The sequence below is a fragment of the Duganella vulcania genome, assembly GCF_009857655.1.
In the GTDB taxonomy this organism is placed as follows: Bacteria; Pseudomonadota; Gammaproteobacteria; order Burkholderiales; family Burkholderiaceae_D; genus Rugamonas; species Rugamonas vulcania.
The window spans coordinates 52,557-78,815 of record NZ_WWCX01000002.1; the positions used below are offsets into that span (position 1 = coordinate 52,557).

The window sequence follows — 26,259 nt, forward strand, 5'->3', positions numbered from 1 at the left end:
CCCTACTTCACCTCGCGCGCCAGCTTCAGCATCTGATAGCTGATCGCCAGCCCCCGCCGCCTGGCTTCCGTTTGATTGATGCGGAAGGCCAGGCCGTTCGGTTCGATCACCAGCCCGATGATGGCGCCGCCGCGGAACGACTCCGCGCTGTCGCCCACCACCAGCACCGGATCGTCCGCCAGCACCTCTTGCCAGCGCCGCAGGTCGCCCCGCACACCCGCCCCCAACACCAGCAGCTGGCATTGCGGCACGCGCTGCGGCTCGTTCAGCTGCAGCGTGTGGACCGGCACGCCGCCCGGGGTGGCTTGCATCAGCCGGCGCAGGGCGTCCTGCAACGGTGCGTCGCCCGCCACGCAGTAGGTGAACTCGTGCAGCGGCGGCGGTGGCCATTGCGTCAGCTGGGCGAAGCGGTAGATGAAGGCCGCCTTCAGTTGCAGCTGGTCCTGCCCCGCGCGCGCGGGCGCCGCCAGCGCGGCCAGCACCGGCAGCAGCAGCCAGGCGAGGCGCAAGGGCCTCATAGGCCGAACTGCCTGGTCAACGAGAAACGCAGCACCCGCCCCTCTTGCCTGAACTGCTGGTCGATGCCGGACGGCGCGTCGTCATAGCGTACATTGGCGATGTTGTACAACGAGACCGCGATATCGGTCCCCTCGCCGGGACGCCACAGCAGGGTGCTGTTGAGCAGCGCATATCCCGGCAGGGCCACGGGTCCGATGGAGCGGCGGCTCTGGCCCAGCACCTGCCACGACAACCGCAGCCGGTCGCCTTGCAGCGGTTGGCTATACAGCAGCTTGGCCAGCGCGCGCGGCGAATTGTCCAGGCGGCGGCCCGCCGCATCGGTGGTGCGCTGCAGGGACACCGCCGCCTGCAATTGCTGGCCGCCGGCCCAGCGCCGCTCCAGCCCCAGCTCCGCGCCGATATTGCGGATGCTGCCGCTGTTTTCGAATACCCCGCTTTCCTGGCTGATGCTGATCAGGTCACGCAGGCGCGATGCATACGCCGAGGCCCGGTACTGGAAATTGTGGTTCAGCGCATGCTCCCACGCCAGCTCCAGCGTGCGTATGCGTTCCGGCGACGGCAGCGGCGCCTCCAGCGGCGCGTTGACCTGGAACTCGAACAGGTTGGCCTCGCGGTAGGCGCTGCCGTACATCAGCTTGAGCGACGCGTCGGGCACGCCGCTCCAGATCCAGGCCAGGCGCGGATTGGTGTTGGTGCCGCCCACCATGGTGCTGTCGCGGCGCAGGCCCAGCGTCACGCGGTGGGCGTCGTTCAACCGCCAGGAATCCTGCACGAACAGGCCGCGCCGCCGATTGCGGCCGAAGAAGGCGGCGTCGGGCTCCTCGCCCACCGGGCCGGCGAGGATAGCCTGCGTGCGGTCGTACTGGTATTCGAAGCCCGCCATCAATTCGTGGCCGCGCCAGCGCTGGGTGCTGACGCGCAGGTCCAGGTTGTACCAGCGGCCCAGGCCGAGATTGTCGAATTCGAACGTCGTCGCGTCCAGGCGCACGAAGGGGTACACGCTCAGGTAATCGCTGCGCTTGGACGAGACGGCGCCGTACAGGCTCCAGTCGCCCCCCAGGTCCCGCTGGTATTCGGCCGACACGAAGTTGTTGTTGTAGATGTTGCGGTCCTGGACCATGTGCACCGGCGCCTCCGGCGGCAGGATGGCCGGGCTGCCAAGCTCGCGGTGGCTCAGGCCCGCGCGCAGCGTCCAGCCGCCGTAGCGGCCCATGGCCAGCAGGCGCTGGCCGCGGTCCCAGTTCAGATCCTTGTAGGGCGCCGCGTCCTCCGCCGGCAGCGGGAACGGCGCGGCGATGGCGTCCTTCCTGAAGGCGCTCAGCGCCAGCGACGCTTCCCAGCCCTGCTCCGAGCGGTGGCCGGCGCTGGCGCGCACTTCGCGCTTGCGGTCCGTGTCCACATTGACACGCACCTGCAGGCCATTCAGCTTGTCGGTGCCCTTGGTGATGATGTTGACCACGCCGAAGAAGGCGTTGTTGCCATACAGCGCGGAGCCCGGCCCCGGCGCGTATTCGACGCGGTCGATCAGGTCGACGTCGACGAAGAACTCGGAACCCAGCAGGCCGGCGTCGTAGATGTTTTCGTTGATGCGCATGCCGTCGACCAGGAACAGCAGGCGCGCGTTGAAGTCGCCCGGCCGTCCCAGGCCGCGCGCGCCGACGTAGCTGAAGTTGCCGTCCCCGGTCACGTACAGGCCCGGCATGCTGCGCAGGATGTCCGCCATGTTGCGCATGCCGTGGCGGGCGATGTCGGTGTCCGTGACCACGTAGGTGACGGACGGCGCCTGCGATGCGCTCTGCGCGAAACGCGACGAGGTGGATTCCTCGATGTCGCGCGTGACGTCGGTGGGCGTCTGGCGCAGCAGCTCCTCCAGGCTGGCCGGCGCCTGCTGCTGCGCCAGCGCGGCCGATGCGCACCAGAGCGCCGACAGCAGCACGGCGGATTTACGCATCCGCATGCCGCGCCCTCCTGAAGGTGTTCTTGCCTGCGCGCTTGGCTTCGTACATCGCCTGGTCGGAGGCGTTGAGCAAGTCGGTGGCGTCGCTGGCGTCCACCGGCGCGAACGCCAGGCCCACGGTGGCGCCGATCGGCATCACCTCGCCGCGTATCGTCAGCGTCACGCGCACCGCGTCGATCAGGCGCTGCGCCAGCTGCTCGGCCGCCGCCTGGTCGGGCAGCGCCGGCAGGATCAGCGCGAATTCGTCGCCGCCCAGGCGGCACAGCACATCGCGCGAGCGCACCACGCCGGCCATCCGGCGCGACACTTCGCACAGCACTTCGTCGCCGGCGTCGTGGCCATGCTTGTCGTTGACCGTCTTGAAATTATCCAGGTCGATGAACATCAGCGCCATCAACTCGCCGTGCTCCACGCTCGCCGCCAGGTAGCGCTGCAGCTCGCCCTGGAAGAACAGGCGGTTGGGCAGGCCGGTCAGGCTGTCCTTGAGCGCCAGGCGCTGGAACTGCTGGCCGGCCTCCTGTTCCTGCTCCAGCTGAAGGTGCAGGTCGGCCTGCCACACTTCGATCCGCTTCAGCATGTCGTTGAAGCGTTCGGTCAGGCGGCCCACCTCGTCGCGGCGATAGACGGTCGCGCGCTTGCCGTAATCGCGTTCGCGGGCGATATGCTCGGCCAGGCGCGACAACTCCACCAGCGGCGCCAAGGCGCGCCGCTGCACCAGCAGCAGGCCGCGCCACGCCACCAGGATCGCCAGCGCGATCAGCACCGCCGCCACCGCGCTGATGGTCAGCACCGCCATCCGCAGGCCGGCCAGGCTTTCGCGCAGCACCAGCACGCCCACCACCTCGTCCTTCAGCCGGATCGGCTCCCACACTTCCAGCTCCTGCATCGTGACGCGGGTGGCATCGGCCAGCCGGTCCATCGCCACCGGCGGCGCGACGCGCGGCGCGGCCGCGCCGCCGGCCTGCCACTGCGCGAACACCGCGCCGGCCGGCGTTTGCACCTGCACCAGCAACAGGTCGCTGCGGCGGGAAAAGGCTTCGAGCTCGGTCTGCGCGGCGGGACGGTCGGCAAACACCATCATCGGCGAGACGCTGTTGGCCAGCAGTTGCGCGCTCAGTTGCGCCGCATGCACCTGCCGGCCGCGCGCGACGTACCAGGTGGCCGTCGCCAGCAGCACAAAGGTCAGCAGCATGGTCACGCTGAGCAGCTGCAAGTTGAGCCGGGTCAGGCGCCGCACCAGCGAATCGGACGGTGGCGCCGGCAGGACTTCGGATTCGGTCATGGGTGCGCTGGGATGCCCAAAATGATATTTCCGTGAAGAATGATATTTATGGAATTGTAATCGTAAAGGTCGCGGGAGTGGGGCGAAAGCCGAGGGGGCGTGGCGGCGCCGCCACCAAAAAAAACCGGCCGCATGAGCATCATGCGGCCGGCCTTAGTGCAACGAGCGTTCTGGCGTTTATCGTCAGGCGGCGCGCTGCGCTTTCTGGCGGCGGCGCTGCAGGCCGGCCAGCACGCCCACGCCCGCCAGCAGCATCGAGACGCTGCCCGGCTCCGGCACCGCCGAGACATAGCTGAAGTCGTCCACACCGATGATGTTGGAGTTATCGCCGCTGGGGCCGCCACTCGGCACAAAATAGCGGAACGCGACGCGCCCGTCGATCGGCGCGCTCAGGCCGCTCAGGGTCACCGTGTATTTGGTCCAGTCTTCCGGATAGCCACCGACGCCCACCGTTGGATTGACGGAAAGCAGCATGGTGGTGAAGCTGCCCACGCTGGTGGTGGAACTGCCGACCCCGGTACCGCTGCCCGTGCTCATGCGGAATTCCAAGCGGTCCGGATACTCCGAGTTCGGCACGGTGGTGGTGTAGAAGCTGAAGGTGTCGCCGTTGCGCAGGCCGGTGATCACCGGCGAGATCAGCCAGTTGTTGATGGTGCCGATCCCACTGCCGATGGACGTGTAGTTGACCAGGGCCATGCCGTTGCCGGCATGCGGCGACACCACGATATCACCGAACTCATCTTGGATGCCCTCCGCAACCGACCACGGATTGCCGGTGGAATTACGCGTGCTCAGGTTCTGGGTGACCCAGCCGGCGGGCAACACGCCGGGCGTGTCGAAACCCTCGGTAAACGATGCGTAGGACGAAGTGCTGATGCACAGGAAAGCTGCACTGATCGCAGCCTTGGAAGCGATAGCGGATAGTTTCATAGGTTTTAAAGTTGAAAGAGTCGTCATTTAATTCCAGGAGGAATCTAGCCCCTGGGCCAGCTGGCCACACGGGCCAGTAATACAATCCACAACGTTTCCAATGTAACACTTAAGATTGTATTAAATGACAGGAATATGACAAAAATTTTAACTTCGCTGATAACGTGACTTTTCAACAACAGTCACGCCATCGACCAGCCGCCCGCCCGACGGTCCCGCCCGTGGTATTCTATTGCTCCTCCGCGCACTGCACTTCTTCTTCAAGCTATGAAAATTACCCTCTACGGCATCCCGAACTGCGATACCGTCAAAAAGGCCCGCGTCTGGCTGGCCGCCCAGCAGCAGGACTTCGTCTTCCACGACTTTAAAAAACAGGGCCTGAGCCGCGAGACCGTGGCCGGCTGGCTCCAGCACCTGCCGCGCGATGTGCTGGTCAATAAAAAAGGCACGACCTGGCGCGGCCTGCCGGACGAGCGCAAGGCCGCCATCGTCGACGACGACAGCGCCATCGCGCTGATGCTCGAATTCCCCTCCGTAATCAAGCGCCCGGTGCTGGACAAGGACGGCACCTTCGCCGTCTCCTTCTCCGACGCCCAGTACAAACAAATTTTCGACCTCTGAACATGACTCCATCCAAGACCCTGGCGCTGACCGAAAAGCTGATCGCCCTCTCCTCTGTCACCCCCGACGACAAGGGCTGCCAGCAGCACCTGATCGACCTGCTGTCGCCGCTGGGCTTCGCCTGCGAAGTGATCGAATCGAACGGCGTGACCAACCTGTGGGCGCGCCGCGGCACCACCTCGCCGGTGCTGGTGTTCGCCGGTCATACCGACGTGGTGCCCACCGGCCCGGTCGAGCAATGGCGCTCGGAGCCCTTCAACCCGACCCACCGCGACGGCAAGCTGTATGGCCGCGGCGCGGCCGACATGAAGACCTCGATCGCCGCCTTCGTGGTGGCCTGCGAGGAGTTCGTCGCCGCCCACGCCGACCATAAAGGCTCGATCGCCTTCCTGATCACCAGCGACGAGGAAGGCCCGGCCATCGACGGCACCGTGGTGGTCTGCAATCTCCTCAAGGAGCGCGGCGAGACGCTGGACTACTGCATCGTCGGCGAGCCGACCTCCGACGAGACGCTGGGCGACATGATCAAGAACGGCCGCCGCGGCTCGCTGTCGGGCAAGCTGACGATCAAGGGCGTGCAGGGCCACATCGCCTACCCGCAGCTGGCGCGCAACCCGATCCACCTGGCCGCGCCGGCGCTGGCCGAGCTGGTGGCCGAGCGCTGGGACGAGGGCAACGAGTACTACCTGCCGACCTCCTGGCAGATGTCCAACATTAACGCCGGCACGGGCGCCAACAACGTCATCCCCGGCGAGATGGTCATCGACTTCAACTTCCGCTTCTCCACCGCCAGCACCCACGAGGAACTCAAGCGCCGCGTGCACGCCATCCTGGACAAGCACAACCTGCACTACGACCTGAAATGGGCGCTGAGCGGCCTGCCGTTCCTGACGCCGCGCGGCGTGTTGAGCGATGCGCTGTCGGCCGCGATCAAGTCGGAAACCGGCGTCGACACCGAACTGTCGACCACCGGCGGCACCTCGGACGGACGCTTTATCGCTCAGATCTGCCCTCAGGTGATAGAATTCGGGCCTCCCAACGCAAGTATCCACAAGATCGACGAGCATATCGAGCTGCGTTTTGTCGATCCGCTGAAGAATATCTATCGCCGTACGCTGGAAAACCTGCTGGCCTGATGCCTGGCTGGCGGCGCGGCGTGCGCAAACCGATTACTGTTTTACCGAGATAGCCATGAACACGACTCCTTTCACCACGCCGCGCGACCTGTTGCGCTACGCCGTCACCCGCTTCAACACCGCCAAGCTGTTCTTCGGCCATGGCAGCGTCGAGGCCTTCGACGAAGCGGCCTACCTGATCCTGCACACGCTCAAGCTGCCGCTGGACCGCCTGGACCCGTTCCTGGACGCCAGGCTGCTGCCGGAGGAGATCGACGCGGTCATGGCCGTCATCGACCGCCGCACCAACGAGCGCGTGCCGGCCGCCTACATCACCAACGAGGCGTGGCTGGGCACCTACAACTTCTACGTGGACGAGCGCACCATCGTGCCGCGCTCCTTCATCGCGGAACTGATCCCGCAGTACTTCGCGCCGTGGGTCAACGAGCCTGAGAACGTGGCCAATGTGCTGGAGCTGTGCACGGGCTCCGGCTGCCTGGCCATCATGCTGGCCGACGCCTTCCCTGACGCGCACGTGGACGCGGTGGACATCTCGGCCGACGCGCTGGAAGTGGCGAAGAAAAACGTCGCCACCTACAAGCTGGAAGACCGCCTGACGCTGATCCAGTCCGACCTGTACACCAATGTGCCGGACAAGAAGTATGACCTGATCATCACCAACCCGCCGTATGTGAACTCGTCGTCGATGAGCAAGCTGCCGATGGAGTACCGCGCCGAGCCTGAACTGGCGCTGGACGGCGGCAAGGACGGCATGGACCTGGTGCGCAAGATCGTCGCCGGCGCAGCAGAACGCCTGACCGACGACGGCATCCTGATCGTCGAAATCGGCAATGAGCGCGGGTTCGCCGAGGCGGCCTTCGGTGAACTGGGCCTGACCTGGCTCACCACCAGCAATGGCGACGACATGGTCTTCCTGCTGACCGCAGACCAGTTGAAGTTGTAATACCTACTTTAGAAGAACAAGAACCGATGATTCGCTTTATTCAAGTAAGCCTGATGCGCGGTATTAAGCCGCTGCTGGAGCAGGTCGATGTCACCCTCAACCCCGGCGACAAGATTGGCCTGATCGGCGCCAACGGGGCCGGCAAATCCAGCCTGTTCGCGATGATGCGCGGCGAGCTGCACCCGGACCAGGGCGAGATCGACTTCCCGGCCAAATGGCGCGTCGCTTACGTGGCGCAGGAAACCCCGCCGCTGGAACGCGCGGCGCTCGATTACGCCATCGACGGCGACGTCACCCTGCGCAAGCTGGAGGCGGAACTGGCGCGCCTGGAAGCGGAGCCCGAATCGTCCGAGAACGGCATCGCCATCGGCGAGATCTACAGCGCCCTGGCCGACGCCGACGCCTACACTGTGCAGTCGCGCGGCGAACAGCTGCTGCTGGGCCTTGGCTTCTCGATCGACCAGATGCAGCAGCCGGTGGCCAGCTTCTCCGGCGGCTGGCGCATGCGCCTGAACCTGGCGCAGGCGCTGATGTGCCCTTCCGACCTGCTGCTGCTCGATGAACCGACCAACCACCTGGACCTGGACGCGATCATCTGGCTGGAAGACTGGCTCAAACGCTACACCGGCACCCTGCTGATCATCTCCCACGACCGCGACTTCCTCGACGAGGTGGTCAACGTGGTGGTGCACATCGACGAGCGCAAGCTGAAACGCTACTCGGGCAACTACTCGTCCTTCGAACGCCAGCGCGCGGCGCAGATGATCCTGGCCGCCGGCGCGCTGGAAAAGCAGCAGCGCAAGCGCGCCCACCTGGAGTCCTTCGTCAACCGCTTCAAGGCGCAGGCCTCCAAGGCCCGCCAGGCGCAGAGCCGCATGAAGGCGCTGGCCAAGATGGAAGAACTGGCGCCGCTGCGCGCCGCCGCCGAATTCTCGTTCGAGTTCCGCGAGCCGCTCAGCGCCCCGAATCCGCTGCTGGTGATGGAGGACGTCGACGCCGGCTACAAGATCGAGAGCGAAGCGACCGGCGAGATCACCCACAAGACCATCGTCAACAACATCAAGTTCTCGCTGCAGATCGGCCAGCGTATCGGCCTGCTGGGCGTGAACGGCGCCGGCAAGTCGACGCTGATCAAGACCATCGCCGGCGAGCTGTCGCCGCTGACCGGCGACGCGACCATGGGCAAGGGCCTGAACATCGGCTACTTCGCCCAGCACCAGGTGGAGATGCTGCGCCACGACGAATCGCCGCTGTGGCACCTGGCGAAGATCGCGCCGACCGTGCGCGAACAGGAGCTGCGCAACTTCCTGGGCGGCTTCAACTTCCCCGGCACCATGGTCACCAGCTCGATCGCGCCGTTCTCGGGCGGCGAGAAGGCCCGCCTGGCGCTGGCCCTGATCGTCTGGCAGCGCCCCAACCTGCTGCTGCTCGATGAACCGACCAACCACCTGGACCTGGAAACCCGCGAGGCGCTGACCGAAGCACTGGCGCAGTTCGAAGGCACGCTGGTCGTGGTCTCGCACGATCGCCACCTGCTGCGCGCCACCACCGACCAGTTCATCATCGTCGCCGACGGCAAGCTGCAGCCGTTCGACGGCGACCTGGATGACTACAAGGACTGGCTGTTGCAGACCAAGATGGGCAAGGGAACCGACGTGCTGCCGGCCGCCGGCAACGCCAACAAGACCGACTTCCCGGTGGCCTCGCCGGTCGCGCCGCCATCGGCCGCGCCGGTGGTCAACAGCAAGGAACAAAAGCGCAAGGAGGCGGAAGACCGCCAGCGCCTGGCCACGTTGCGCAAGCCGCTGGAGCAGAAGATCAAGCGCCTGGACGAGCAGATCGCCAAGCGCAGCGCGCAGAAAGCCGATGTGGATGCGGCCCTGGGCGAATCGTCGATCTACGACGCCGCCAACAAGGCCAAGCTGAAACAGCTGCTGGCCGATCAATCCTTCTTCACCAAGGATCTCGGCCAGCTGGAGGCTGAATGGCTGGAATTGCAGGAACAGCTGGAAGCGCTGGCCTAAAAAGCCTACGCGGCCTGGCGGGCGCCCATCGGCACTTTCTGGATCGACATCAGCTTATCGATGTCGACCACGATCAGGCGGCGCCCGTCGGCCTCTCCGATGCCGACCAGGTACTCCACCGCGCTGGCGCCGGGGATGGGCTGGATCTGCCCCAGCGTCAGCTGCACGATATCCGTCACCCCGTCCACCACCATCCCCATCACGCAGCTCGACAGCTTGAGGATGATCACGTCCGTCAGCGGGTCATGCTCCTGCGGGCGCGGCCCGAAGGCGATGCGCATGTCGACGATCGGCATGATCACGCCGCGCGACACCACCACCCCGGCCACGATCTCCCCCTCCGATGAAAAGCGCTCCAGCGCCTTCAAGGGCCGCAGCTCCTGCACCTTGCTGAAGTCCAGCGCGTAGTCCAGTCCACCCAGCCGGAATACCAGATACTGGCCCGGCGCGATGGCGGTATCGGCGCTGGTGGACTGCATAGTCAATGAAGGCATGATGATCCTTTCGTCCGGGACGTGCGGTTACAGGCATGTGCCATCCTACCTTCGTCCCCGGCCGCGGTCGTTGAGCGGCGTCAATATTCGCCGGGTCAGCGGTTGTTCGTTTGCTACAATGAACCCATGACGACAGAACTCCCCCTCAGCGGCATTCGCGTGCTGGACCTCACGCGCCTGCTGCCCGGCCCCGTGGCCACCATGCACCTGGCGGACATGGGCGCGGAAGTGATCAAGATCGAAGACCCCGGTCCCGGCGACTACGCGCGCGCCATGGGGCCGGTGCGCAACGAGGTGTCGCAGTTCTTCGTCGCGGTCAACCGCGGCAAGCGGATGATGCGGCTGGACCTGAAGGACGCCGCCCACCGCGAGCAGTTGCTGGCGATGGTGGAGACGGCCGACGTGCTGGTCGAAAGCTTCCGGCCCGGCGTGATGGACAAGCTGGGACTGGGCTGGCAGGTGCTCCGGCAGCGCAATCCCAAGCTGGTGATGTGCGCGATCTCCGGCTACGGCCAGCACGGCCCCTTTGCGCAGCTGGCCGGGCACGACATCAACTACATCGGCTACGCCGGCATGCTGGAGCAGAACGCCGGCGCCGACGGTGTGCCCGCCCTGCCCAACCTGCAAGTGGGCGACCTGCTGGGCGGCGCGCAATCGGCGCTGCAAGGCATCCTGGCGGCGCTGGTGGCGGTCAAGATGGGCGGCGCCGGGCGCTTTGTCGATGTCTCGATGACGGCCGCCGTCATGGCCCACAACATCATGCCGCTGGTGGCGGTCAACAATGGCGCGCCCGCCGCGCCCGGGCGCGACCTGCTGACCGGCGGCGTCCCCTGCTACAACGTCTACCGCACCGCCGACGGCCGCCACATGGCGGTCGGCGCGCTGGAGCTCAAGTTCTGGCAGGCCTGCTGCGACGTGCTGCAACGGCCGGACCTGAAGCCGCGCCACTGGCAGCTGGGCCAGCAGGTCGGCGGCGAGGATGCGATGGCGCTCAAGGCCGAACTGGATGCGCTGTTCGCCACCCGCACGCTGGCCCAATGGACCGAGGCCTTCGCCGTCGCCGACTGCTGCGTCTCGCCGGTGCTGCGCACCGAGGAGGCCTTGCGCCATCCGCTGTTCCGCGATCTTGTCAGCCGCCGCGCGCACGCCACCGAGGGCGAGTCGTGGTCGGTGGCCCAGCCGGTGAGGTTCGCGCCGTGATCGATGTGAATGAAGTGGAGTTCACCGCCATCCGCGCCCAAGGGCCGGGCGGGCAGAACGTCAACAAGGTGTCGAGCGCGGTGCACCTGCGCTTTGACATCGCCAACTCGTCGCTGCCGGAGCATATCAAGGAGCGCCTGCTGGCCATGCGCGACCAGCGCATCACCAAGGATGGCGTGATCGTGCTGAAGGCGCAGCAGTCGCGCAGCCAGGAAGCCAACAAGGAGGAAGCCTTGCGCCGCCTGCAGGAACTGGTCGACAGCGTGGCCGTGCTGCCCGCCGTGCGCCGCCCCACCCGGCCCACCCGCAGCTCGCAGCGCAAGCGGCTCGACGGCAAAACCAGGGACGGCGAGCGCAAACAGCTGCGCGGCAAAATCAACTTGTAGCTTACTCGGTCTCCGGCGCCCAGGCGATCGGCCCGGCGCTGCCGGCGTAGATGGTGCTCATGCCGGCCGCCGTGGTGCGCACCTTGGCCTTGACCTCCTTGGCCGGCCGGTCGTAGGCCGGCGGGCCGTCCGGCGCGAAGGTCATGGTCCGCAGCAGCACGTCGCCGGTCAGCTTCTCGACCATGCAGCGCGAGCCGCTCATCACGGCGCGCTTCTGCCGCTGCACCTGGTGCACCTCTTCCTGCGCCTGCTCCTGCTGCACCTGGGCCGCCTTCATCGCCAGCGAAATCTTGGCCACAGCGCGCAGCGACGGCCCCACCGATTCCGCCATCTTGTGGAACAGCGGCTCCTGCTCGGCCGTCAGCACCAGTTCGCGCTTGCGCAGGCGGGTGGCCAGCGTCAGGTAGTTGCGCACCTCGGCCTGGCCGGTGATGGCGTCGATCTCCGCCTTGCGCAGGCCGGCCTCGTGCGCCGCGTGCTGCACCCGCGGCTGCAGCTCGGCGATCTTCTTGTCGAACTTGGAGATGTCCGGCACCAGCGTGTAGAGCAGCATCTCGTTCTGCTTGCGCGGCCCGGCGTTGGCGATCTCGATCCTGCGCGCCGCGATGGCGCAGCCCTCGGCCACCTTGATCACCACCTCGTCCGCCATGATCTCGCAGTTGCTCGCCTCGCCGATCACCACCCGCGTGCCGGAGATGATGCAGCTCTCCGCGCGCGCCAGCGTCACCTCGCCGCGCTTCGTCTGCAGCACCGAGCCGGAGGCGACGCCCTGCACCCGTATGCCGCCGTCGGCGTTGGTGACGGTGCCGCCCATCAGGTTGCGGCTGAGGACAACGTCGCCGCCGCGCGAGGCGATGATGCCGAACACGTCGCCGTGGATGGTGATGTTGCCGCCTTCGACCGAGCGCTGTTCCTGCACGTCGCCGAATTCCTCGTACTCGCCGGTCAGCTGCAGGTTGCCGGTGGTGCGCGCGCTGACGCCCTCGCGGCTGATGATCTTGGGGCCGATCGACAGGCGCTTGCTGGACGGGTCCACGCTGAGGAAGCCCTGCACCGCCGACACCAGGAACTCGCCGCCGCGCAGGTGCTCGATCACCGTGCCCTCGCCGGCCACGCTGCTCAATTCGATATCGCGCGGCACCGGCGGCTCCAGCACGATGCCCGACAGCTCGAAGCCGCGCACGCCCGGCGTGCGCGGCACCTTGCGCAGCAGCTTGACGTTGGGCTGGACCTGCGGGAAGCGGTTCTGGAAGGCCTGCAGATCGAGCTTGCCGTCCGACTTCTCGCGCGGCGCGTTGCTGCGGTGGATGTCGCGCGAGACTTCCTCGATGCTGGCGTCGCGCCCCGGCGTGGGGTTGAGCCGGCGCGCGACGATGATGCGCGCCACCCGCCCGCTGGCGATGACCTCGCGCACGGCCGGCGCGTCGATGCCGAAGCGGATGCCCTTGACCCACATGTCGGAGACGAATTCGTCGAAGTTGAGCCGCGCCGGTTGCGCCGGCATGTCCGGGATCTCGAAGAACACCGGCTCGAAATAGTATTCGGCCTCGCCGTTGATGATCTTGACGGACTTGTACAGCGCCCGGCGCGGCGGGTGGAACGGCTCGATGCTGTCGGCGATGCGTATCAGCGGCTTGTTGGTCACGCTGGACGGCAGCTCCGGCCCGCAGTTGTAGAGCAGCTTGACGAACAGCGCGTAATCGAGGTTGGCGAAGTAGGCGCTGCCGAGGAACACCTGGCTGACCGCCGCCAGGAAGGATACGGCCGTGGCGTCGCCGGCCAGATAGACGCCGTCGGCGCGCCTGACGATCGCTGCTGGCAGCTCGCTCTCCGCGTTTAAATCCAGCGCCGTTGCGTCATCGGACACAGTAATCCCCAGGAAGATGTTCGTCGAAACGCCGCCTGTCCGGACGGCGCTTCTTCACTTTTTAATGTTGAATCCAGCTTAGCATGAACCCTCCGCATTGTGCACACGCCATGGCTAGGCGTTCACAGGGCGCTGCCGCGCATTGAGGTGCCAGTCCAGCGAACCGGCGCTGTCGCAGAACAGCAGTTCGCCGCTGGGCGAGCCGCGCAGGCGCTGCTTGATGTCCTTGGCCGGCAGATGCGTCAACGCGGCGACATCGGCCTGGAACGGCATGGTGCGCACCATGGTCTCGCCGCTGACCATGCGCAGGCCGCAGCGCGCGATGCCGGCCGCCTCCACCTTCTGCTCGATCACGCGCGCCAGCTTGTCCCGCAACAGCTTCTGCTGCGTCTGGCCGGCCTGCAGGTCGGTGCGCAGCTTGGCGATGGCTTGCAATTCGGTCGCCACGGCGCCGGCGATCTTGCGCAGCAGCAGGCTCTGCTCGGCGTTGAGCTGCAACTCCTGGGCGCGCAGCTTGGCCGCCAGCGCCAGGTAGCGCCGCACGTCCGGCACCGCCGCGATGCGTTCGGCCTCCTGCTGCGCCGCCACGTTGGCCGCCTCGAACCCGGCCACCCGCTGTTCCAGGTCGGCGATCTCCTGGTCGAACTGGCTCACGTCCTTGACCAGCACATACACCACCATCTCGGTGCGGCGGCGCGGCCCGGCGCTGTCGATTTCCACGTTGCGGCCCGCCACCGCGCAGCCCTCGGCCACCTCGATGCGGATCTCGTCGGCGATGATCTCGCAGTTGGAGGCCTCGCCCACGGTCACGATGGTGCCGGAGATGACGCAGTTCTCGGCCCGGCCGACATGCACCGCGCCTTTGGCGGTATGGATCACCGAGCCGGAGGCGACGCCGGTCACGGTGATGTTCCCGGCCGCGTTGGCGATGCTGCCGCTGACCAGGTTCTGGTCCAGCACCACGGTGCCGCCGCGCGAATGGATGTTGCCGTAGACATTGCCGTGCACCGTGATGTCGCCGCCGGTGACGTCGCGCTGCTCCTGCACGTCGCCGAATTCCTCGTAGGCGCCGGCCAGCTGCAGGTTGCCGGTGGTGCGCCCGCTGACGCCGTCCGTGCTGACGATTTTATCGGTGATGGAGATGCGGTTGGACTTGGCGTCCACGTTCAGGAAGCCTTCGCGGGTCGACACCAGGTACTCGCCGTCCTCCAGCTCCCTGGCCTCGGTGCCGTCGCCGGCGAAGAAGCGCAGCGTCAGGTCCTTGGGCGCGGCGGCCGGCGTCATGCGGCCGGCCAGGTCGAAGCCTGGATGGCCCGGCACCGGCGGCAGCTTCTTGAGCAGCCGCACGTTGGCCTTGATCTGCGGGAAGCGGTTCTGGAAGCTGCCCAGGTCGACCCGGCCGTCGGCACGGGTCTTGGGCGCGTCGCTGCGGTGCAGGTCGGACGACACCTCGACCACCGTCGCGTCCTGGCCCGGCTCGGGCTCCAGCTCGGTGGCCACGGTGATGCGGTCGGCCTTGGTGGAGGCGATCGCCGCCGCCACGGCCGCCACCTCGATGCCGAACAGGATGCCCTTGTTCCACATCTCGGCCACGAACTCGTCGACGTCCAGGCGGGTCGGCCGCTCGGGGATCACGGTGCCGTCGGGCAGCGTCATCTCGTCCAGGTACAGCGTCTCGAAATAGTATTCGGCGTAGCCGCGCCCCAGCTTGGGATTCTTGTACAGCGCGATGCGCTCGGGCGCCAGCACGCGCACCTCGTCGGCCATGCGCGCCCAGCCCGGCTTGCCCACCTCGGGGCCGATGCCGTACAGCGCCTTGTTCAGCACAGGATAGTTCAGGCCGGCGAAATAGCAGTGGGAATGAAAGACTTCGTTGATGGCGGCGGTCAGCGTCAGCGGCGACAGCGACAGGTCGATATAGATGCCGTCCGGCCGCTTCGCCAGCCCGACGGGCAAGCCGGCCCCCGGAGCGTGCAGCTCCTCGCCTGGCGCGACAGGGGCAACCTCTTGAACCACCATCTTTCTCCCAACGGCACGCGGCCGGAAGGCATTGCGTGTAATTAACGAATCTTACACTCAGATCAAGGAAAAGAAAGTGATTTCCGTGGCAGGCGGACTATAACTGTGAACTTATTGCTACAGATCAATGTTAGTTCAATAACATCCGATTCAATGGCGCGGCGGATTGGCGTAAATGTCCTGTCCGACCTCGTTGATCTGGCGGCGCAGGTCGCGCCGCTCGTCCGGCGTCAGGCGCCCGGCGCGGCGGCTCATTTCCGCGTTGCGGCCCGCATCCTGCATGGCGCGGCGCTGCTCCTCGGCGCGCGCCTCGTAGCTGCGCGGATCGATCTGGCGGGGTTCGGCCTGCTGGCGCACTTCCTGGCGCACCTGCTGGGCTTCGCGGGCCGGCAGGCCGCGTGGATCCTCGCGCCGCGGCGCATCGCGCTCGCCGGAACCGTCGTGCGCCATGGCGGCCGCGCCGCTCAGCAACAGCACACCCAGAAGGGATCGAACGCAAAAAGTTGCGCTTGCTGCCGCGTAGTTTTTTTTGTGATCGATGCCCATTGGCGTTCCTAAAAAGCTGAATCCATGCCCAGAGTGTATGATGCTTTACCTGAGGGGGTAAGACGAATTGGGTAAAGTTTGTAACACTTTGTAATGGGTTGTCACAGACGTTTTCGCAATGCGATTATGACGTTACCATAGCAACATGAATATGACAAATCTGGCAGGCCCCATGACTAGCACAACGACTGAATCCGGCAACACCTCGGCCAACCAGCATGGCCACCAGGCCAAGATTATGGTAGTGGACGACGACGTCCGTCTGCGCGACCTGCTGCGGCGCTACCTGACCGAGCAGGGCTTCAACGTCTTCACCGCCGAGAGCGCGACCGCCATGAACAAGCTGTGGCTGCGCGAGCGCTACGACCTGCTGGTGCTGGACCTGATGCTGCCGGGCGAGGACGGCCTGTCGATCTGCCGCCGCCTGCGCGGCGCCGGCGACCAGACGCCGATCATCATGCTGACCGCCAAGGGCGAGGACGTCGACCGCATCGTCGGCCTGGAAATGGGCGCCGACGACTACCTGCCCAAGCCCTTCAACCCGCGCGAGCTGGTGGCGCGCATCGGCGCCGTGCTGCGCCGCCGCGGCCCGGACGAGATCCCCGGCGCGCCGTCGGAAACCCCGCAATCGTTCGAGTTCGGCCAGTTCATCCTGGACCTGGGCACCCGCACGCTGAAGAAAAACGGCGAGACCGTGCCGCTGACCACGGGCGAATTTTCGGTACTAAAAGTATTCGCCCGCCACGCGCGCCAGCCGCTGTCGCGCGAGAAGCTGATGGAGCTGGCGCGCGGCCGCGAATACGAGGTGTTCGACCGCAGCCTGGACGTGCAGATCTCGCGCCTGCGCAAGCTGATCGAGCCCGATCCGTCGAGCCCGCTGTACATCCAGACCGTCTGGGGCCTGGGCTATGTGTTCATTCCGGAGGGGCAGCCGCGCTAAGGCGCGGACGCGCGCATGAAGTTGAAGTTTCCGTTCGCATTCCGCATCGCCAGCCTCAAGAGCGGCCTGTTCTGGCGCACCTTCTTCCTGCTGGGCGCGCTCACCACCACCAGCATGACAGCCTGGGTCGGCATGATCAGCGTGGTGCAGCACGAGCCGCAGGTGCAGCAGATCTCGTCGCAGGTGATCTCGGTGGTCACCATCACCCACGCCGCCCTGACCCACTCCGCGCCCGAGCTGCGGCGCGAGCTGCTGTTCGACCTGGTGTCCAACGAGGGCATCCGCGTGTTCACGCTGGAGGACGACGACAAGGTCGATCCGCCGCCCGACAACGCGCTGATGCCCGACATCCAGAAGCTGGTCAAGGCCAAGCTGGGCGAGGACACCCGCTTCTCGGCGCGCGTGAACGGCGTGGCCGGCTTCTGGGTCAGCTTCAAGATCGACGACGATGCCTACTGGCTGATGCTCGAGCGCGAGCGCATCCGCGGCCTGACCGGCATCCAGTGGCTGGGCTGGGCCAGCGTGGTGTCGGTGGTGTCGCTGCTGGGCGCGGCCTTCATCTCCAGCCTGATCAACCTGCCGCTGCGCCGCCTGACGCAGGCCACCCGCGCCTTCGCCCAGGGCAAGCGCCCGGACCCGCTGCCGGAAAAGGGGCCGATGGAAATCATGGTGGCCAACCGCAGCTTCAACCAGATGGTCGACCAGCTGCAGCAGGTGGAGTCCGACCGCGCGGTGATCCTGGCCGGCATCTCGCACGACCTGCGCACGCCGCTGGCGCGCATGCAGCTGGAGGTGGAGATGGCCAACCTGTCGAACGAGGCGCGCGAGGGCATCCAGTCCGACATCGCGCAGATGGACGACATCATCGGCCAGTTCCTCGACTACGCCAAGCCGACCGAGGTGTCGAGCTTCATCAACGTCGACGTCAGCGAACTGCTGAGCGACACCGCGCATGAGGCCAGCCGGCTGCCGGACGTGCGCATCCACACCGACATCGTCCCCAACGCGCACGTGATGGGCAACGCCACCGACATCAAGCGCGTCATCAACAACCTGATCGAGAACGCCCGCCGCTACGGCAAGACGCCCGGCAGCGAGCTGACCGAGATCGACATCAAGTGCAGCATCAAGGGCATGCACACCTCGCGCCGCGTGCTGATCGAGGTGCAGGACCACGGCAGCGGCGTGCCGCCCGAACAGATCGAGCAGCTGCTCAAGCCCTTCACCCGGCTCGACGCCGCGCGCGGCCAGGCCAATGGCGCCGGCCTGGGCCTGGCCATCGTCGACCGCGTGATGCAGCGCCACGGCGCCGAGCTGCAGGTGCGCAACCGCGAAGGCGGCGGCCTGCAGATCCAGATCGTGATGAAGGCGGCTTGATGCGGGCGCTGTCGATCGCATTGCTGCTGATCGCGGCAGGCCAGGCTTTGGCCGCCGCCGCCAAGCCGCCCGCGCCGCCGCGCATCGAACAGCGCCAGCCCACCGGCGAGGAACGCGCCAGTTTCGACGACTACTACCGCCAGAAGATGCTGGCCGAGTCCAAAGGCGCGCGCGTGGTGCAGCCGCTGTTCGCGCCCGAGTTCGACATCGAGCGCCAGCGCGGCAAGCCCTGGCAGGTGATCGCCCGCGTCGATTCGGCGCCGCGCCATTCGGCGGTCGACCTGTGCCGGCAGATCCGCTCCAGCTTCATCTACGACGCCAAGGCGCCCAGGGATGCGCGCTGGAGCGATTCGGCGCAGCCGCCCAGCTGGCATGTGTGGCTGGCGCAGCCCAAGACCATCTGCACCGCCGCCCCGCACACGGTGCTGATGGACCAGGCGCTGCCGCCGGAGGACGTGGTGGCGTTGCTGCGCCAGTATCCCGAACTGCTGAGCCGCGCGCGCCTGCTCCTGGCCGGCAACTCGCGCTGCATCCGCCAGCGCGCCCTGCCCTTCACGCTGCGCGCGATCGAACCGGCGCCGCCGGCGGCCGGCGCGTCCGTGATGTTCAACCTGGTGTTTGAAAGCGACCGCGACACGACCGTCCGCGTCGCCGTGCGCAAGCACCGGGGCGACTACGCGGCCTGGAACGTCAACTGCGACTGACGCCGCCGCCACCGCTGCCGCGGTTGATCGGATGGTCGGCCGGCTCCAGCAGGCGGGTCAGCAACAGCTCGGTGGAGCCGTAACCGTACAGCGAATCGGCCTCCAGCCCCTCGGTATCGTAGGGCACGGACTCCTCGCGTTCCGAGCGGCTCGGGTCCGCGTCCGAATACGTGACGCGCCAGGCGCGCTTGAGCGAGTCGGCGCGGCGCAAGAACTGCGGCATCGGCCACAGCGCCGGGTTCCAGTCGGCGACCTCCCCCAGCACGCGCCAGTGGCCGCTGGCGAGCGCCATGTCGCCCACCCGCAGCACCTTGACCGCGTCCTGCGGCTGCAAGGTGTTGAGCTCCTCCTGCGACGGCAGGCGCGCGAGCTTGGGGCCGAACAGATACGCCAGCATGATCTTGCTGCCCGGCGACAGGCGTGCCACCAGCCCCCAGCCGTAGCCGCCGTCCAGCAACGGAATCGCAAACCAGCTCCCCTCTTGATACGACTGCCTCATCCCTACCCTTTCGCTTGCACGATGCAGCACGGTGTCGCCAAAATGCACGGACATCATGGCGCCTCCGTAAAAGCTGTGACTGCTTCGTTGGCGCCCTGCGGCGCAAACCGCCAGTGTAAAGGCGCGGCGCGGAACACGGCGCACGGCACCGCGCCCCGCGCCTGTGCTACACTACCGCCTCGCTAGGGGTCCTGGAGCTTTGCTGCCGGGTGAGAGATACCCTTCGTACCTGATCTGGATAATGCCAGCGAAGGAAAGCGCAAAGTGGTTCCCCCTCCTTTGATGGCTCTCTTCGCGGCTCCCAGCCGAGAACAACAGAGAGCACACCATGTACAAACCAAGTTTCGCAGTGTCGGCCATCGCGCTGGCGCTGCTCCAGGCCTTCCCGGCCGCCGCCGCAGCCGTTACTGACGCCTCCGCCGACGCGCAGGCCCTGCCCGAAGTGGTGATCACCGGCGCCAAGGCGCAGGCCAGCCGCGCCTCCGTGGCCGGCTTCGCCAACACGCCGCTGCTGGAGACCCCGGCCTCGGTCAGCGTGATGACCTCGCTGCAGATGCTGGACCGCCAGGTCCGCTCCACCACCGACGCCGCCAAGTTCGACGCCAGCCTGAGCGACGCCTACAACGCGGTCGGCTACGCGGAGCAGTTCTCCATCCGCGGCTTCAAGCTGGACAACGCCTCCAGCTATCGCAAGGACGGCATGTCCGTCTCGGCCGACGCCCAGATCCCGCTGGAAAACAAGGAACGCCTGGAAGTACTGAAAGGCTTGTCCGGCCTGCAGGCGGGCGTGTCGGCGCCGGGTGGCGTGGTCAACTACGTCACCAAGCGCCCGACCGAAACCGCGCTGCGCACCGTGGTGCTGGAAGAGCGCGAACGCGGCACGCTGTACGGCGCCGCCGACCTGGGCGGACGCTTCGACGATCCGCGCTTCGGCTACCGCGTCAACGTCGCGGCCGAGCGCCTGCGCTCCTACATCAAGGGCGCCGACGGCAACCGCAAGTTCGTCTCGGCCGCCTTCGACTGGAAGATCTCGCCGCAGGCGCTGCTGCAGGTGGACGCCGACTACCAGAAGAAATCGCAGGTGACCGCACCGGGCTTCCAGCTGCTGAACAACGCGACGCTGCCGAACATCGCGGCCGACACCATGCTCAATAACCAGCCGTGGAGCCGCCCGGTGGAAACCACCAGCAGCAACATCGGCGCGCGCTTCGAATACCTGTTCACGCCCGACTGGAGCGCCACCGTCAGCGCCAACCAGCACCAGTTCAAGCGCGACGACTACACCGCCTTCCCTTACGGCTGCACGGCGCAGCTGCTGTACCCCGGCTTCTGCGGCAACGGCGACTACGATGTCTACGACTACATCAGCCTGGGCGAGAAGAAATCGCCGCTGACGGTGCAGGCGCTGGTGCAGGGCAAGTTCAGCACCGGCTCGATCAAGCACGAGTTCACCGGCGGCGCATCGCTGTTCCGCAACAGCGAGAAATGGGGCGACTACCTGTACGTGCAGGCCGGCGCCGACGGCACCGCGTTCAGCAACATCTACCATCCGTTCATGGTGGCGCCGGCGGCCGGCACCAGCGGCCCGGTCTCCGAACGCCGCCGCGACAACGAACGCGCCCTGTTCGCGCAGGACATCCTGAGCCTCAACGAACAGCTCAAGCTGCACGCCGGCGCGCGCTACGTGCAGGTCAAGCGCGACGAAATCAGCGACGCCACGCTGCCGCCCGCCCACACCGACGTCGGCTTCTGGCTGCCGAATGTGGCGCTGGTGTACAGCCTGCGTTCCAACGTCTCGGTGTACGGCTCCTACGCGCAGGGCCTGGAGCACGGCGGCATCGCGCCGATCCAGACCACCAACCAGGGACTGGCGCTGGCGCCAGGCAAATCGAAGCAGGTGGAAGCGGGCGTCAAGGCCGACATCCATCCCGACCTGAGCGCCAGCGTCGCCCTGTTCGAGATCCGCAAGGGCCTGGAATACACCGACGCGCACAACACGTACGTGCGCAACGGCCGCGCGCAGAACCGCGGCCTGGAAATGTCGCTGAATGGGCGCGCCTCGCGTGACCTGATGGTGGGCGTCTCGGCCACCGCGCTCAACACGCGCCAGCGCGACACCGGCCTGGCGGCCATGGACGGCAAGCGCGTCACCGACGTCGCCGCCTTCAAGTCGACCGTGTATGCCGACTACGCCGTGCCGCAAGTGGCCGGCCTGTCGGTCAACGCCAACTGGATCTATTCGGGCAAGAAGGCGTTCGACAAGGAGAACCAGGTGTTCGTGCCGAGCTACCATGTGCTCAACCTGGGCGGCGCCTACGACACCCGCATCGGCGGCATCCACACCACGCTGCGCGCCGGCATCGACAACGCCTTCGACAAGTTCTACTGGCGCGACGTCACACCGGACCTGGGCGGCTACCTGATGCCGGGCGCCACGCGCACCTTCCGCGTGTCGGCCCAGTTCGACCTCTAAAAGACCAGCTGCACGCGCATCGAAAAACTCTTCGCCGCGCGTGCCGAATTCCTGCCGATCAGGTAAGCGAATTCGTACTTGATCTCCTGCCGGCCGATATCGCGGTGTCCGAACACCGCCGGCCCGGCGCGGTGCGACTGCTGCCGGTATGGCAGCCAGTCGTTCCACTTCCCCACCTCGCCGAAAGCCTGCACGCCAGGCTGCAGCCACGGCTTCCAGTGATGCCGCACCTGCAGCTGGTAGGTCAGCTCCATCGGATGCTCGCCCCCGCCCGCCGCCACGCGATAGTCGCGCTGGAAGAACAGGTTGGCGTTGAACTGCGTGCGGCCGATTTCCGTCTGCAGCACCGGTCCCCATTCCAGCGCATAGCCGCTGGCGTTGTCGCGCGCCTTGGCCACCTTGGTGTGCAGCGCCAGGTCGAAGTCGTACTGGCCTTGCGTCAGCAGGTAATCGTTCTGCCAGGCCGTCTCCTGCCAGTGGCCCGCGCCGCCGTTCAGCTTGACCCACTTGGCATACACCTCGGTGTACCAGCGCGACGTGACGCCGTAGCCGACGCCGATCTCCGGCGCCGCCACGGTGCGGCCGTTGTAGTGGGCGTTCCAGTATTGGTAGTCGAGGGATGCCTGGCCCTCCACGTCGTAGGTGGAGACCAGGTAGTAGCCCGTGTCGGCCAGCGCCAGCGGGGACACGCACATCAGGATCGCCGCCAGCCGCTGCTTCATGATAGATGCCGCTCCACTTGGGATAATCGTTCGCCGGGATCGCCCGACACCAGCAGATAGGGTATCCCACGCGCCGCCAGCTCGTCTAGCAGCAAGCGGTTGACGATCACGCTGACCTCCTCGGACTCGCGCTGCAAGCCGTCGGCGATCCACGGAATATCCAGCGCCGTCACCAGCGTGATGGCGTAGTCCTGCTGGTGGCTGGCGGCCAGCGCGGCCAGTTGGTCGTCGATGCCGCCGAAATAATGGTGGCCGTAGACCACCGTCATCAGCGGCGCCGTGTCGCAAAAAAGATACCGGTTGGCGCGCGGCGCGGCCGCATCCTCGCGGTCGCGCTGGGTCTCGGCGATGTGGAACTGGTCGGCCGCCACCGGTATCCTGGCCTCGGTGTCGACGAATTCGCGCAGGTACTCGGGCACCCACAGCGTTTGATAGCGCTCGGCCAGCGCCGCCGCCAGCGTCGATTTGCCGGACGACGCGGCGCCCAGTATCGCCACCCGCAGCGGCGCTGCCGTGTTCATTCCAGCGCCATGCGGCCGCTGGCGCCGTCGCTGCTCCAGGCGCGCAGGCCGATCACCGCCATGCCGACGAACACCGCGTACAGCACGGCCGTCAGCACCAGGTGCTTGTGCAGGTACAGCGCCACGTACAGCACGTCGACGATGATCCACACATGCCAGTTCTCGACCTTCTTACGCGACAGCAGCAGCTGCCCGACCAGGCTGCCGGCGGTCAGGAAACCGTCGGAGTTGGGCACGTCGGTATCGGTATAGGACTTGAGGAACCACGCCAGCAGCGCGAAGCCGGCCAGCCACGCGGCGGCGGCCAGCCAGCGGGCGCGCGCATCCAGCGTGGACACGGGCAGCCGCTCGTGGCTGTCGTCGCCGTGCAGCCACTGGTACCAGCCGAAGAACGACACGGCGATGAACACCAGTTGCAGCGCCATGTCGCCATACAGCCGCGAACCGAAGAACACCAGTCCGTAGGTGGCCGACGAGATGATGGCGAACAGCCAGCCCCAATGGCTCTGGCGGATGTTCAGCCACACCGTCGCCACCGACAAAATGAACGACACCAGTTCCAGCGGGGACGTGGCCACGCCTGCCAGATGCCACGGCATGTTCAGGTACCCCAACAGAACCGACAGCTCGTTCATTATTTTTTCTTGGCCGGATACTTGATGGTCAGCTCTTTGAGCACGTTATCGGCGTGGTCCACTTCGGCCATCACCCACAGCATGTAGCGGATATCCATGTGGATCGCGCGGGTGATCGCGGTATCGAAGTACCAGTCCTTGGTGATGGACTCGTAGGTCGAATCGAAGTTCAAGCCGATCAACTCGCCGTTCCTGTTCATCACCGCAGAACCGGAATTGCCGCCGGTGGTGTCGGCGCTGGTCAGGAAGTCGACCGGCACCGTGCCCAGGATCGGATCCATGAACTGGCCGTAGCGCTTGGCCTTGATCGCGTCAAGCAGCTTTTGCGGCGCGTTGAACGGATCCTTGCCGGTGTTCTTCTCGACGATGCCCTCGATCGTGGTGAACGGGCCCTTGGTGATGCCATCCTTCGGCGAGTACGGCGACACGGTGCCATAGGTCACGCGCAGCGTCGAATTGGCGTCCGGGTAGACCGGCTTGCCCTGCGACTTCTTCCACGCGATCACGGTCTGCATGTATTGCGGGATCACGCGTTCCAGGTTGCCGTCCAATTCCTTGCGGCGCTCCTTCAGCGACTGCGTCACGTCATCCAGCTTGACCGCCAGTTGCAGGAAGGCGTCGTTCGACGCGGCGATGGCGGCGGCGTCCTTGTCCAGCCACGCCAGGCGCTTGGCGGTATCGCCCAGCTCCGACTTGGTGTACAGGGCCGGCACGGCGGCGACGGCCGGCAGCAGCGCATCCATGCCGTTGACGTGCATGGACTTCGGCAGCTTGGCGTAGCGCTGCAGGGCGGCGACAAAGCGCGCCTGGTCCACGCTGCCCACATACGATTGCTCCAGGCGGTTCAGGCGGGCCTTGATGAAGGTCAGGTCGCGCTGCTGGTAGCCGGATTCGCGGTCCGCATCCGGCTTGGCGCTTTCGCGCGCCAGGCGGTACAAGGTGCTGGCGCTCTTCAGCAGGTCGCTGGTGGTGGCGACGCTGTAGCCGAATTCCTCGTCGCTCAGCGCCAGGTCGGCGGCGATCACCGCATCCAGTTCGCCCAGCAGGGTTTTCGACATGCCGGGCTGCTTGGCGTACCAGGCGCGGAACTCCGCATCCTGCACGTCCTTGATGGCCGCGATGTCCTTGCGCGCAAAGCCGTCCAGCAGGCCCTGGGTTTTCTTCATCACGTTGTTCATGCTCTTGTCGACGCTGGCGTAACGCACGGCGGCGGCAGGATTGCCCTTGGTGGCGGCGGCGATCACGTCCAGGTCGGCCTGGAGCTCGGCGACCTTGGCCGGATAGGCCGAGTCGCGCGCGGCGCGGATTTCCGACGGCAGCTTGTAGCGGCTGGTGCGGCCCGGGTAGCCGGCCAACAGCACCGGATCGCCGTTTTTCAGGCCGGCGGCGGAGACCACCAGGAAGTCCTTCGAGTGGTAAGGCACATTGTCCGGCGACGGATCGGCCGGGCGGCCGTCCTTGCCCACGTAGGCGCGCAGGAAGGAATAGTCGCCGCCCTGGCGTGGCCACTCGTAGTTGTCGATATCGCCGCCGAAGTTACCGATCATGTCGGCCGGCGCGTACACCAGGCGCACGTCGCGTATCATCATCTGGCGGATGCGGTAGTACTCCAGGCCGCGGTGGAAGGCCGGCACCGAGCAGCGGTAGATCTTGTCGCTCTCGCATTCGGCGATCAGCGCCTTGATCGATTTTTCCACGGCGTCGTGGCGCTGCTTGCCGCTCATGGTGTCGCTCACGGTCTTGAGCACGCGCGCGGTGACGTTTTCCACCTTGTCGGTCACGTAGACCAGCGTGTTCGGACCGCCCGGCAGCTCTTCGGCACGGGTCTTGGCCAGGTAGCCGTCGACGATGTAGTTATGCTCAGGCGTCGAGTTGCGCTGGATCGCGCCGTAGGCACAGTGGTGGTTGGTCACCACCAGGCCGGCGTCCGACACGAACGACGCCGAGCAGCCGCCCAGCGACACGATGGCGCTCATCGGATGCTTGGACAGGTCGGACAGTTTTTCGGCGGGGATGGTGATGCCGATGCGCTTCAATTCGGATTTCAGCTGCGGCAGCTGATACGGTTGCCATTGGCCTTCGTCGGCCTGCGCCGCTGCGGCGCCGATCAAGGCCACCGGAAGTACTAGATATTTTAACAAGATATACACCCCAGTTTGAGTTCTGGCGGCAGTATATTCCTTCTGCGGATAGCTGAAAATGCTTTTGTGAGCGGGCCTGGCATTCTTGGCGCTCACCCTGCCTGGGAGTATGTGCACGGGGTGCTCCTCCGCGCTCCTTGTAGCAAAACTTCGATTTCCGCTTCGATTTCCTTCTATTTTTTCAAGCATTGGACTATTCCCGGGCTTCCCGCTCTAAATATGGGAAAGCCGAAGAAAATAGGGGAGGAAATCGAACGAATGCTACAACGAGCGCGCAACGGCCCCCCTATGCCCTGCTCGCAGCATACAAGGCCGTCATGCGA

The 26,259-nt window shown here is 66.2% G+C and carries 23 protein-coding genes and 1 riboswitch; of the genes, 10 read left to right on the forward strand and 13 right to left on the reverse strand.

Annotated elements, in window-relative coordinates; genetic code table 11:
• Positions 1–2: 2 nt before the first annotated feature.
• From GTP90_RS03270 to GTP90_RS03285, 4 genes are all read right to left on the reverse strand, one after another.
• A complete protein-coding gene (locus GTP90_RS03270; RefSeq protein WP_161082155.1) occupies positions 3–518 on the reverse strand; it encodes a YfiR family protein in 516 nt (171 codons plus the stop codon).
• Complete coding sequence (locus GTP90_RS03275) at positions 515–2,476, reverse strand: TonB-dependent receptor plug domain-containing protein (RefSeq protein WP_161082156.1); 1,962 nt, start codon at positions 2,474–2,476, stop codon at positions 515–517. The genes GTP90_RS03270 and GTP90_RS03275 overlap by 4 nt, the downstream gene beginning before the upstream one ends.
• Entirely contained in the window at positions 2,463–3,758 is a 1,296-nt protein-coding gene (locus GTP90_RS03280) for a sensor domain-containing diguanylate cyclase (protein ID WP_254451706.1), read from the reverse strand. The genes GTP90_RS03275 and GTP90_RS03280 overlap by 14 nt, the downstream gene beginning before the upstream one ends.
• A 183-nt stretch (positions 3,759–3,941) precedes the next feature.
• Complete coding sequence (locus tag GTP90_RS03285) at positions 3,942–4,688, reverse strand: choice-of-anchor J family PEP-CTERM protein (protein WP_217431933.1); 747 nt, start codon at positions 4,686–4,688, stop codon at positions 3,942–3,944.
• Positions 4,689–4,955: 267 nt separating this feature from the next.
• On the opposite strand from GTP90_RS03285, the gene GTP90_RS03290 reads away from it, so the two are divergent.
• From GTP90_RS03290 to GTP90_RS03305, 4 genes are read left to right on the forward strand one after another with little or no spacing between them, the layout of a single operon-like run.
• Positions 4,956–5,309 carry an ArsC family reductase gene (locus GTP90_RS03290; protein ID WP_161082157.1) on the forward strand — a complete coding sequence of 118 codons (354 nt, stop codon included), beginning with the start codon at positions 4,956–4,958 and terminating at the stop codon, positions 5,307–5,309.
• A 2-nt stretch (positions 5,310–5,311) separates the two neighbouring features.
• The gene (gene dapE / locus GTP90_RS03295) at positions 5,312–6,445 is read left to right on the forward strand and encodes a succinyl-diaminopimelate desuccinylase (RefSeq protein WP_117013564.1); all 1,134 of its coding nucleotides are present in this window, start codon (positions 5,312–5,314) and stop codon (positions 6,443–6,445) included.
• Positions 6,446–6,500: 55 nt separating this feature from the next.
• Positions 6,501–7,388, forward strand: coding sequence for a 50S ribosomal protein L3 N(5)-glutamine methyltransferase (gene prmB, locus GTP90_RS03300; protein WP_161082158.1), 888 nt, complete (start codon positions 6,501–6,503; stop codon positions 7,386–7,388).
• Between the two features lie 53 nt (positions 7,389–7,441).
• The gene (locus GTP90_RS03305) at positions 7,442–9,412 is read left to right on the forward strand and encodes an ATP-binding cassette domain-containing protein (protein WP_254451707.1); all 1,971 of its coding nucleotides are present in this window, start codon (positions 7,442–7,444) and stop codon (positions 9,410–9,412) included.
• A gap of 5 nt (positions 9,413–9,417) precedes the next feature.
• Here the strand turns inward: GTP90_RS03305 and GTP90_RS03310 are convergent, their stop codons facing one another.
• Positions 9,418–9,906: a chemotaxis protein CheW gene (locus tag GTP90_RS03310; protein ID WP_161082160.1), complete on the reverse strand. Its 489-nt coding sequence runs from the start codon at positions 9,904–9,906 to the stop codon at positions 9,418–9,420.
• A gap of 126 nt (positions 9,907–10,032) precedes the next feature.
• Here GTP90_RS03310 and GTP90_RS03315 point away from each other — a divergent pair, with 126 nt between their 5' ends.
• Together GTP90_RS03315 and arfB are read left to right on the forward strand one after the other, a co-directional pair.
• Positions 10,033–11,106 (forward strand): CaiB/BaiF CoA transferase family protein, encoded by a 1,074-nt coding sequence (locus GTP90_RS03315; protein ID WP_161082161.1) that lies wholly within the window; start codon positions 10,033–10,035, stop codon positions 11,104–11,106.
• Positions 11,103–11,492, forward strand: a complete 390-nt coding sequence (gene arfB, locus GTP90_RS03320) for an alternative ribosome rescue aminoacyl-tRNA hydrolase ArfB (RefSeq protein WP_161082162.1) — start codon at positions 11,103–11,105, stop codon at positions 11,490–11,492. The genes GTP90_RS03315 and arfB overlap by 4 nt, the downstream gene beginning before the upstream one ends.
• Before the next feature lies 1 nt (position 11,493).
• Here the strand turns inward: arfB and GTP90_RS03325 are convergent, their stop codons facing one another.
• The 3 genes from GTP90_RS03325 to GTP90_RS03335 form a co-directional block, all read right to left on the reverse strand.
• On the reverse strand, positions 11,494–13,359 hold the full coding sequence (locus GTP90_RS03325) for a flagellar assembly protein A (RefSeq protein ID WP_371875012.1): 1,866 nt from the start codon (positions 13,357–13,359) through the stop codon (positions 11,494–11,496).
• Between the two features lie 114 nt (positions 13,360–13,473).
• Positions 13,474–15,378: a flagellar assembly protein A gene (locus tag GTP90_RS03330; RefSeq protein ID WP_254451708.1), complete on the reverse strand. Its 1,905-nt coding sequence runs from the start codon at positions 15,376–15,378 to the stop codon at positions 13,474–13,476.
• A 150-nt stretch (positions 15,379–15,528) separates the two neighbouring features.
• Entirely contained in the window at positions 15,529–15,924 is a 396-nt protein-coding gene (locus GTP90_RS03335; protein WP_254451709.1) for a hypothetical protein, read from the reverse strand.
• Between the two features lie 172 nt (positions 15,925–16,096).
• Here GTP90_RS03335 and ompR point away from each other — a divergent pair, with 172 nt between their 5' ends.
• From ompR to GTP90_RS03350, 3 genes are read left to right on the forward strand one after another with little or no spacing between them, the layout of a single operon-like run.
• Positions 16,097–16,864, forward strand: coding sequence for an osmolarity response regulator transcription factor OmpR (ompR, locus tag GTP90_RS03340; RefSeq protein WP_161082163.1), 768 nt, complete (start codon positions 16,097–16,099; stop codon positions 16,862–16,864).
• A gap of 15 nt (positions 16,865–16,879) precedes the next feature.
• On the forward strand, positions 16,880–18,241 hold the full coding sequence (locus GTP90_RS03345; RefSeq protein WP_161082164.1) for an ATP-binding protein: 1,362 nt from the start codon (positions 16,880–16,882) through the stop codon (positions 18,239–18,241).
• Positions 18,241–18,945 (forward strand): hypothetical protein, encoded by a 705-nt coding sequence (locus GTP90_RS03350; RefSeq protein ID WP_161082165.1) that lies wholly within the window; start codon positions 18,241–18,243, stop codon positions 18,943–18,945. The genes GTP90_RS03345 and GTP90_RS03350 overlap by 1 nt, the downstream gene beginning before the upstream one ends.
• Here the strand turns inward: GTP90_RS03350 and GTP90_RS03355 are convergent.
• Positions 18,932–19,444, reverse strand: coding sequence for an Imm26 family immunity protein (locus tag GTP90_RS03355; RefSeq protein WP_161082166.1), 513 nt, complete (start codon positions 19,442–19,444; stop codon positions 18,932–18,934). The two genes, GTP90_RS03350 and GTP90_RS03355, sit on opposite strands and share 14 nt — an antisense overlap.
• Before the next feature lie 174 nt (positions 19,445–19,618).
• Positions 19,619–19,717, forward strand: a riboswitch (TPP riboswitch).
• A 55-nt stretch (positions 19,718–19,772) separates the two neighbouring features.
• Here GTP90_RS03355 and GTP90_RS03360 point away from each other — a divergent pair.
• Positions 19,773–21,917: a TonB-dependent siderophore receptor gene (locus GTP90_RS03360; protein ID WP_161082167.1), complete on the forward strand. Its 2,145-nt coding sequence runs from the start codon at positions 19,773–19,775 to the stop codon at positions 21,915–21,917.
• Here the strand turns inward: GTP90_RS03360 and GTP90_RS03365 are convergent.
• Genes GTP90_RS03365 through GTP90_RS03380 form a run of 4 tightly spaced genes read right to left on the reverse strand, consistent with a single transcriptional unit; the run spans position 21,914 to position 25,936 of the window.
• The gene (locus GTP90_RS03365) at positions 21,914–22,639 is read right to left on the reverse strand and encodes a hypothetical protein (RefSeq protein WP_161082168.1); all 726 of its coding nucleotides are present in this window, start codon (positions 22,637–22,639) and stop codon (positions 21,914–21,916) included. The two genes, GTP90_RS03360 and GTP90_RS03365, sit on opposite strands and share 4 nt — an antisense overlap.
• A complete protein-coding gene (locus GTP90_RS03370) occupies positions 22,636–23,160 on the reverse strand; it encodes an AAA family ATPase (RefSeq protein ID WP_161082169.1) in 525 nt (174 codons plus the stop codon). Before GTP90_RS03370 ends, GTP90_RS03365 begins: the two co-directional genes overlap by 4 nt.
• Complete coding sequence (gene pnuC, locus GTP90_RS03375) at positions 23,157–23,795, reverse strand: nicotinamide riboside transporter PnuC (protein ID WP_371875013.1); 639 nt, start codon at positions 23,793–23,795, stop codon at positions 23,157–23,159. The genes GTP90_RS03370 and pnuC overlap by 4 nt, the downstream gene beginning before the upstream one ends.
• Positions 23,795–25,936: a S46 family peptidase gene (locus GTP90_RS03380; protein WP_175047961.1), complete on the reverse strand. Its 2,142-nt coding sequence runs from the start codon at positions 25,934–25,936 to the stop codon at positions 23,795–23,797. The genes pnuC and GTP90_RS03380 overlap by 1 nt, the downstream gene beginning before the upstream one ends.
• Positions 25,937–26,259: the final 323 nt, after the last annotated feature.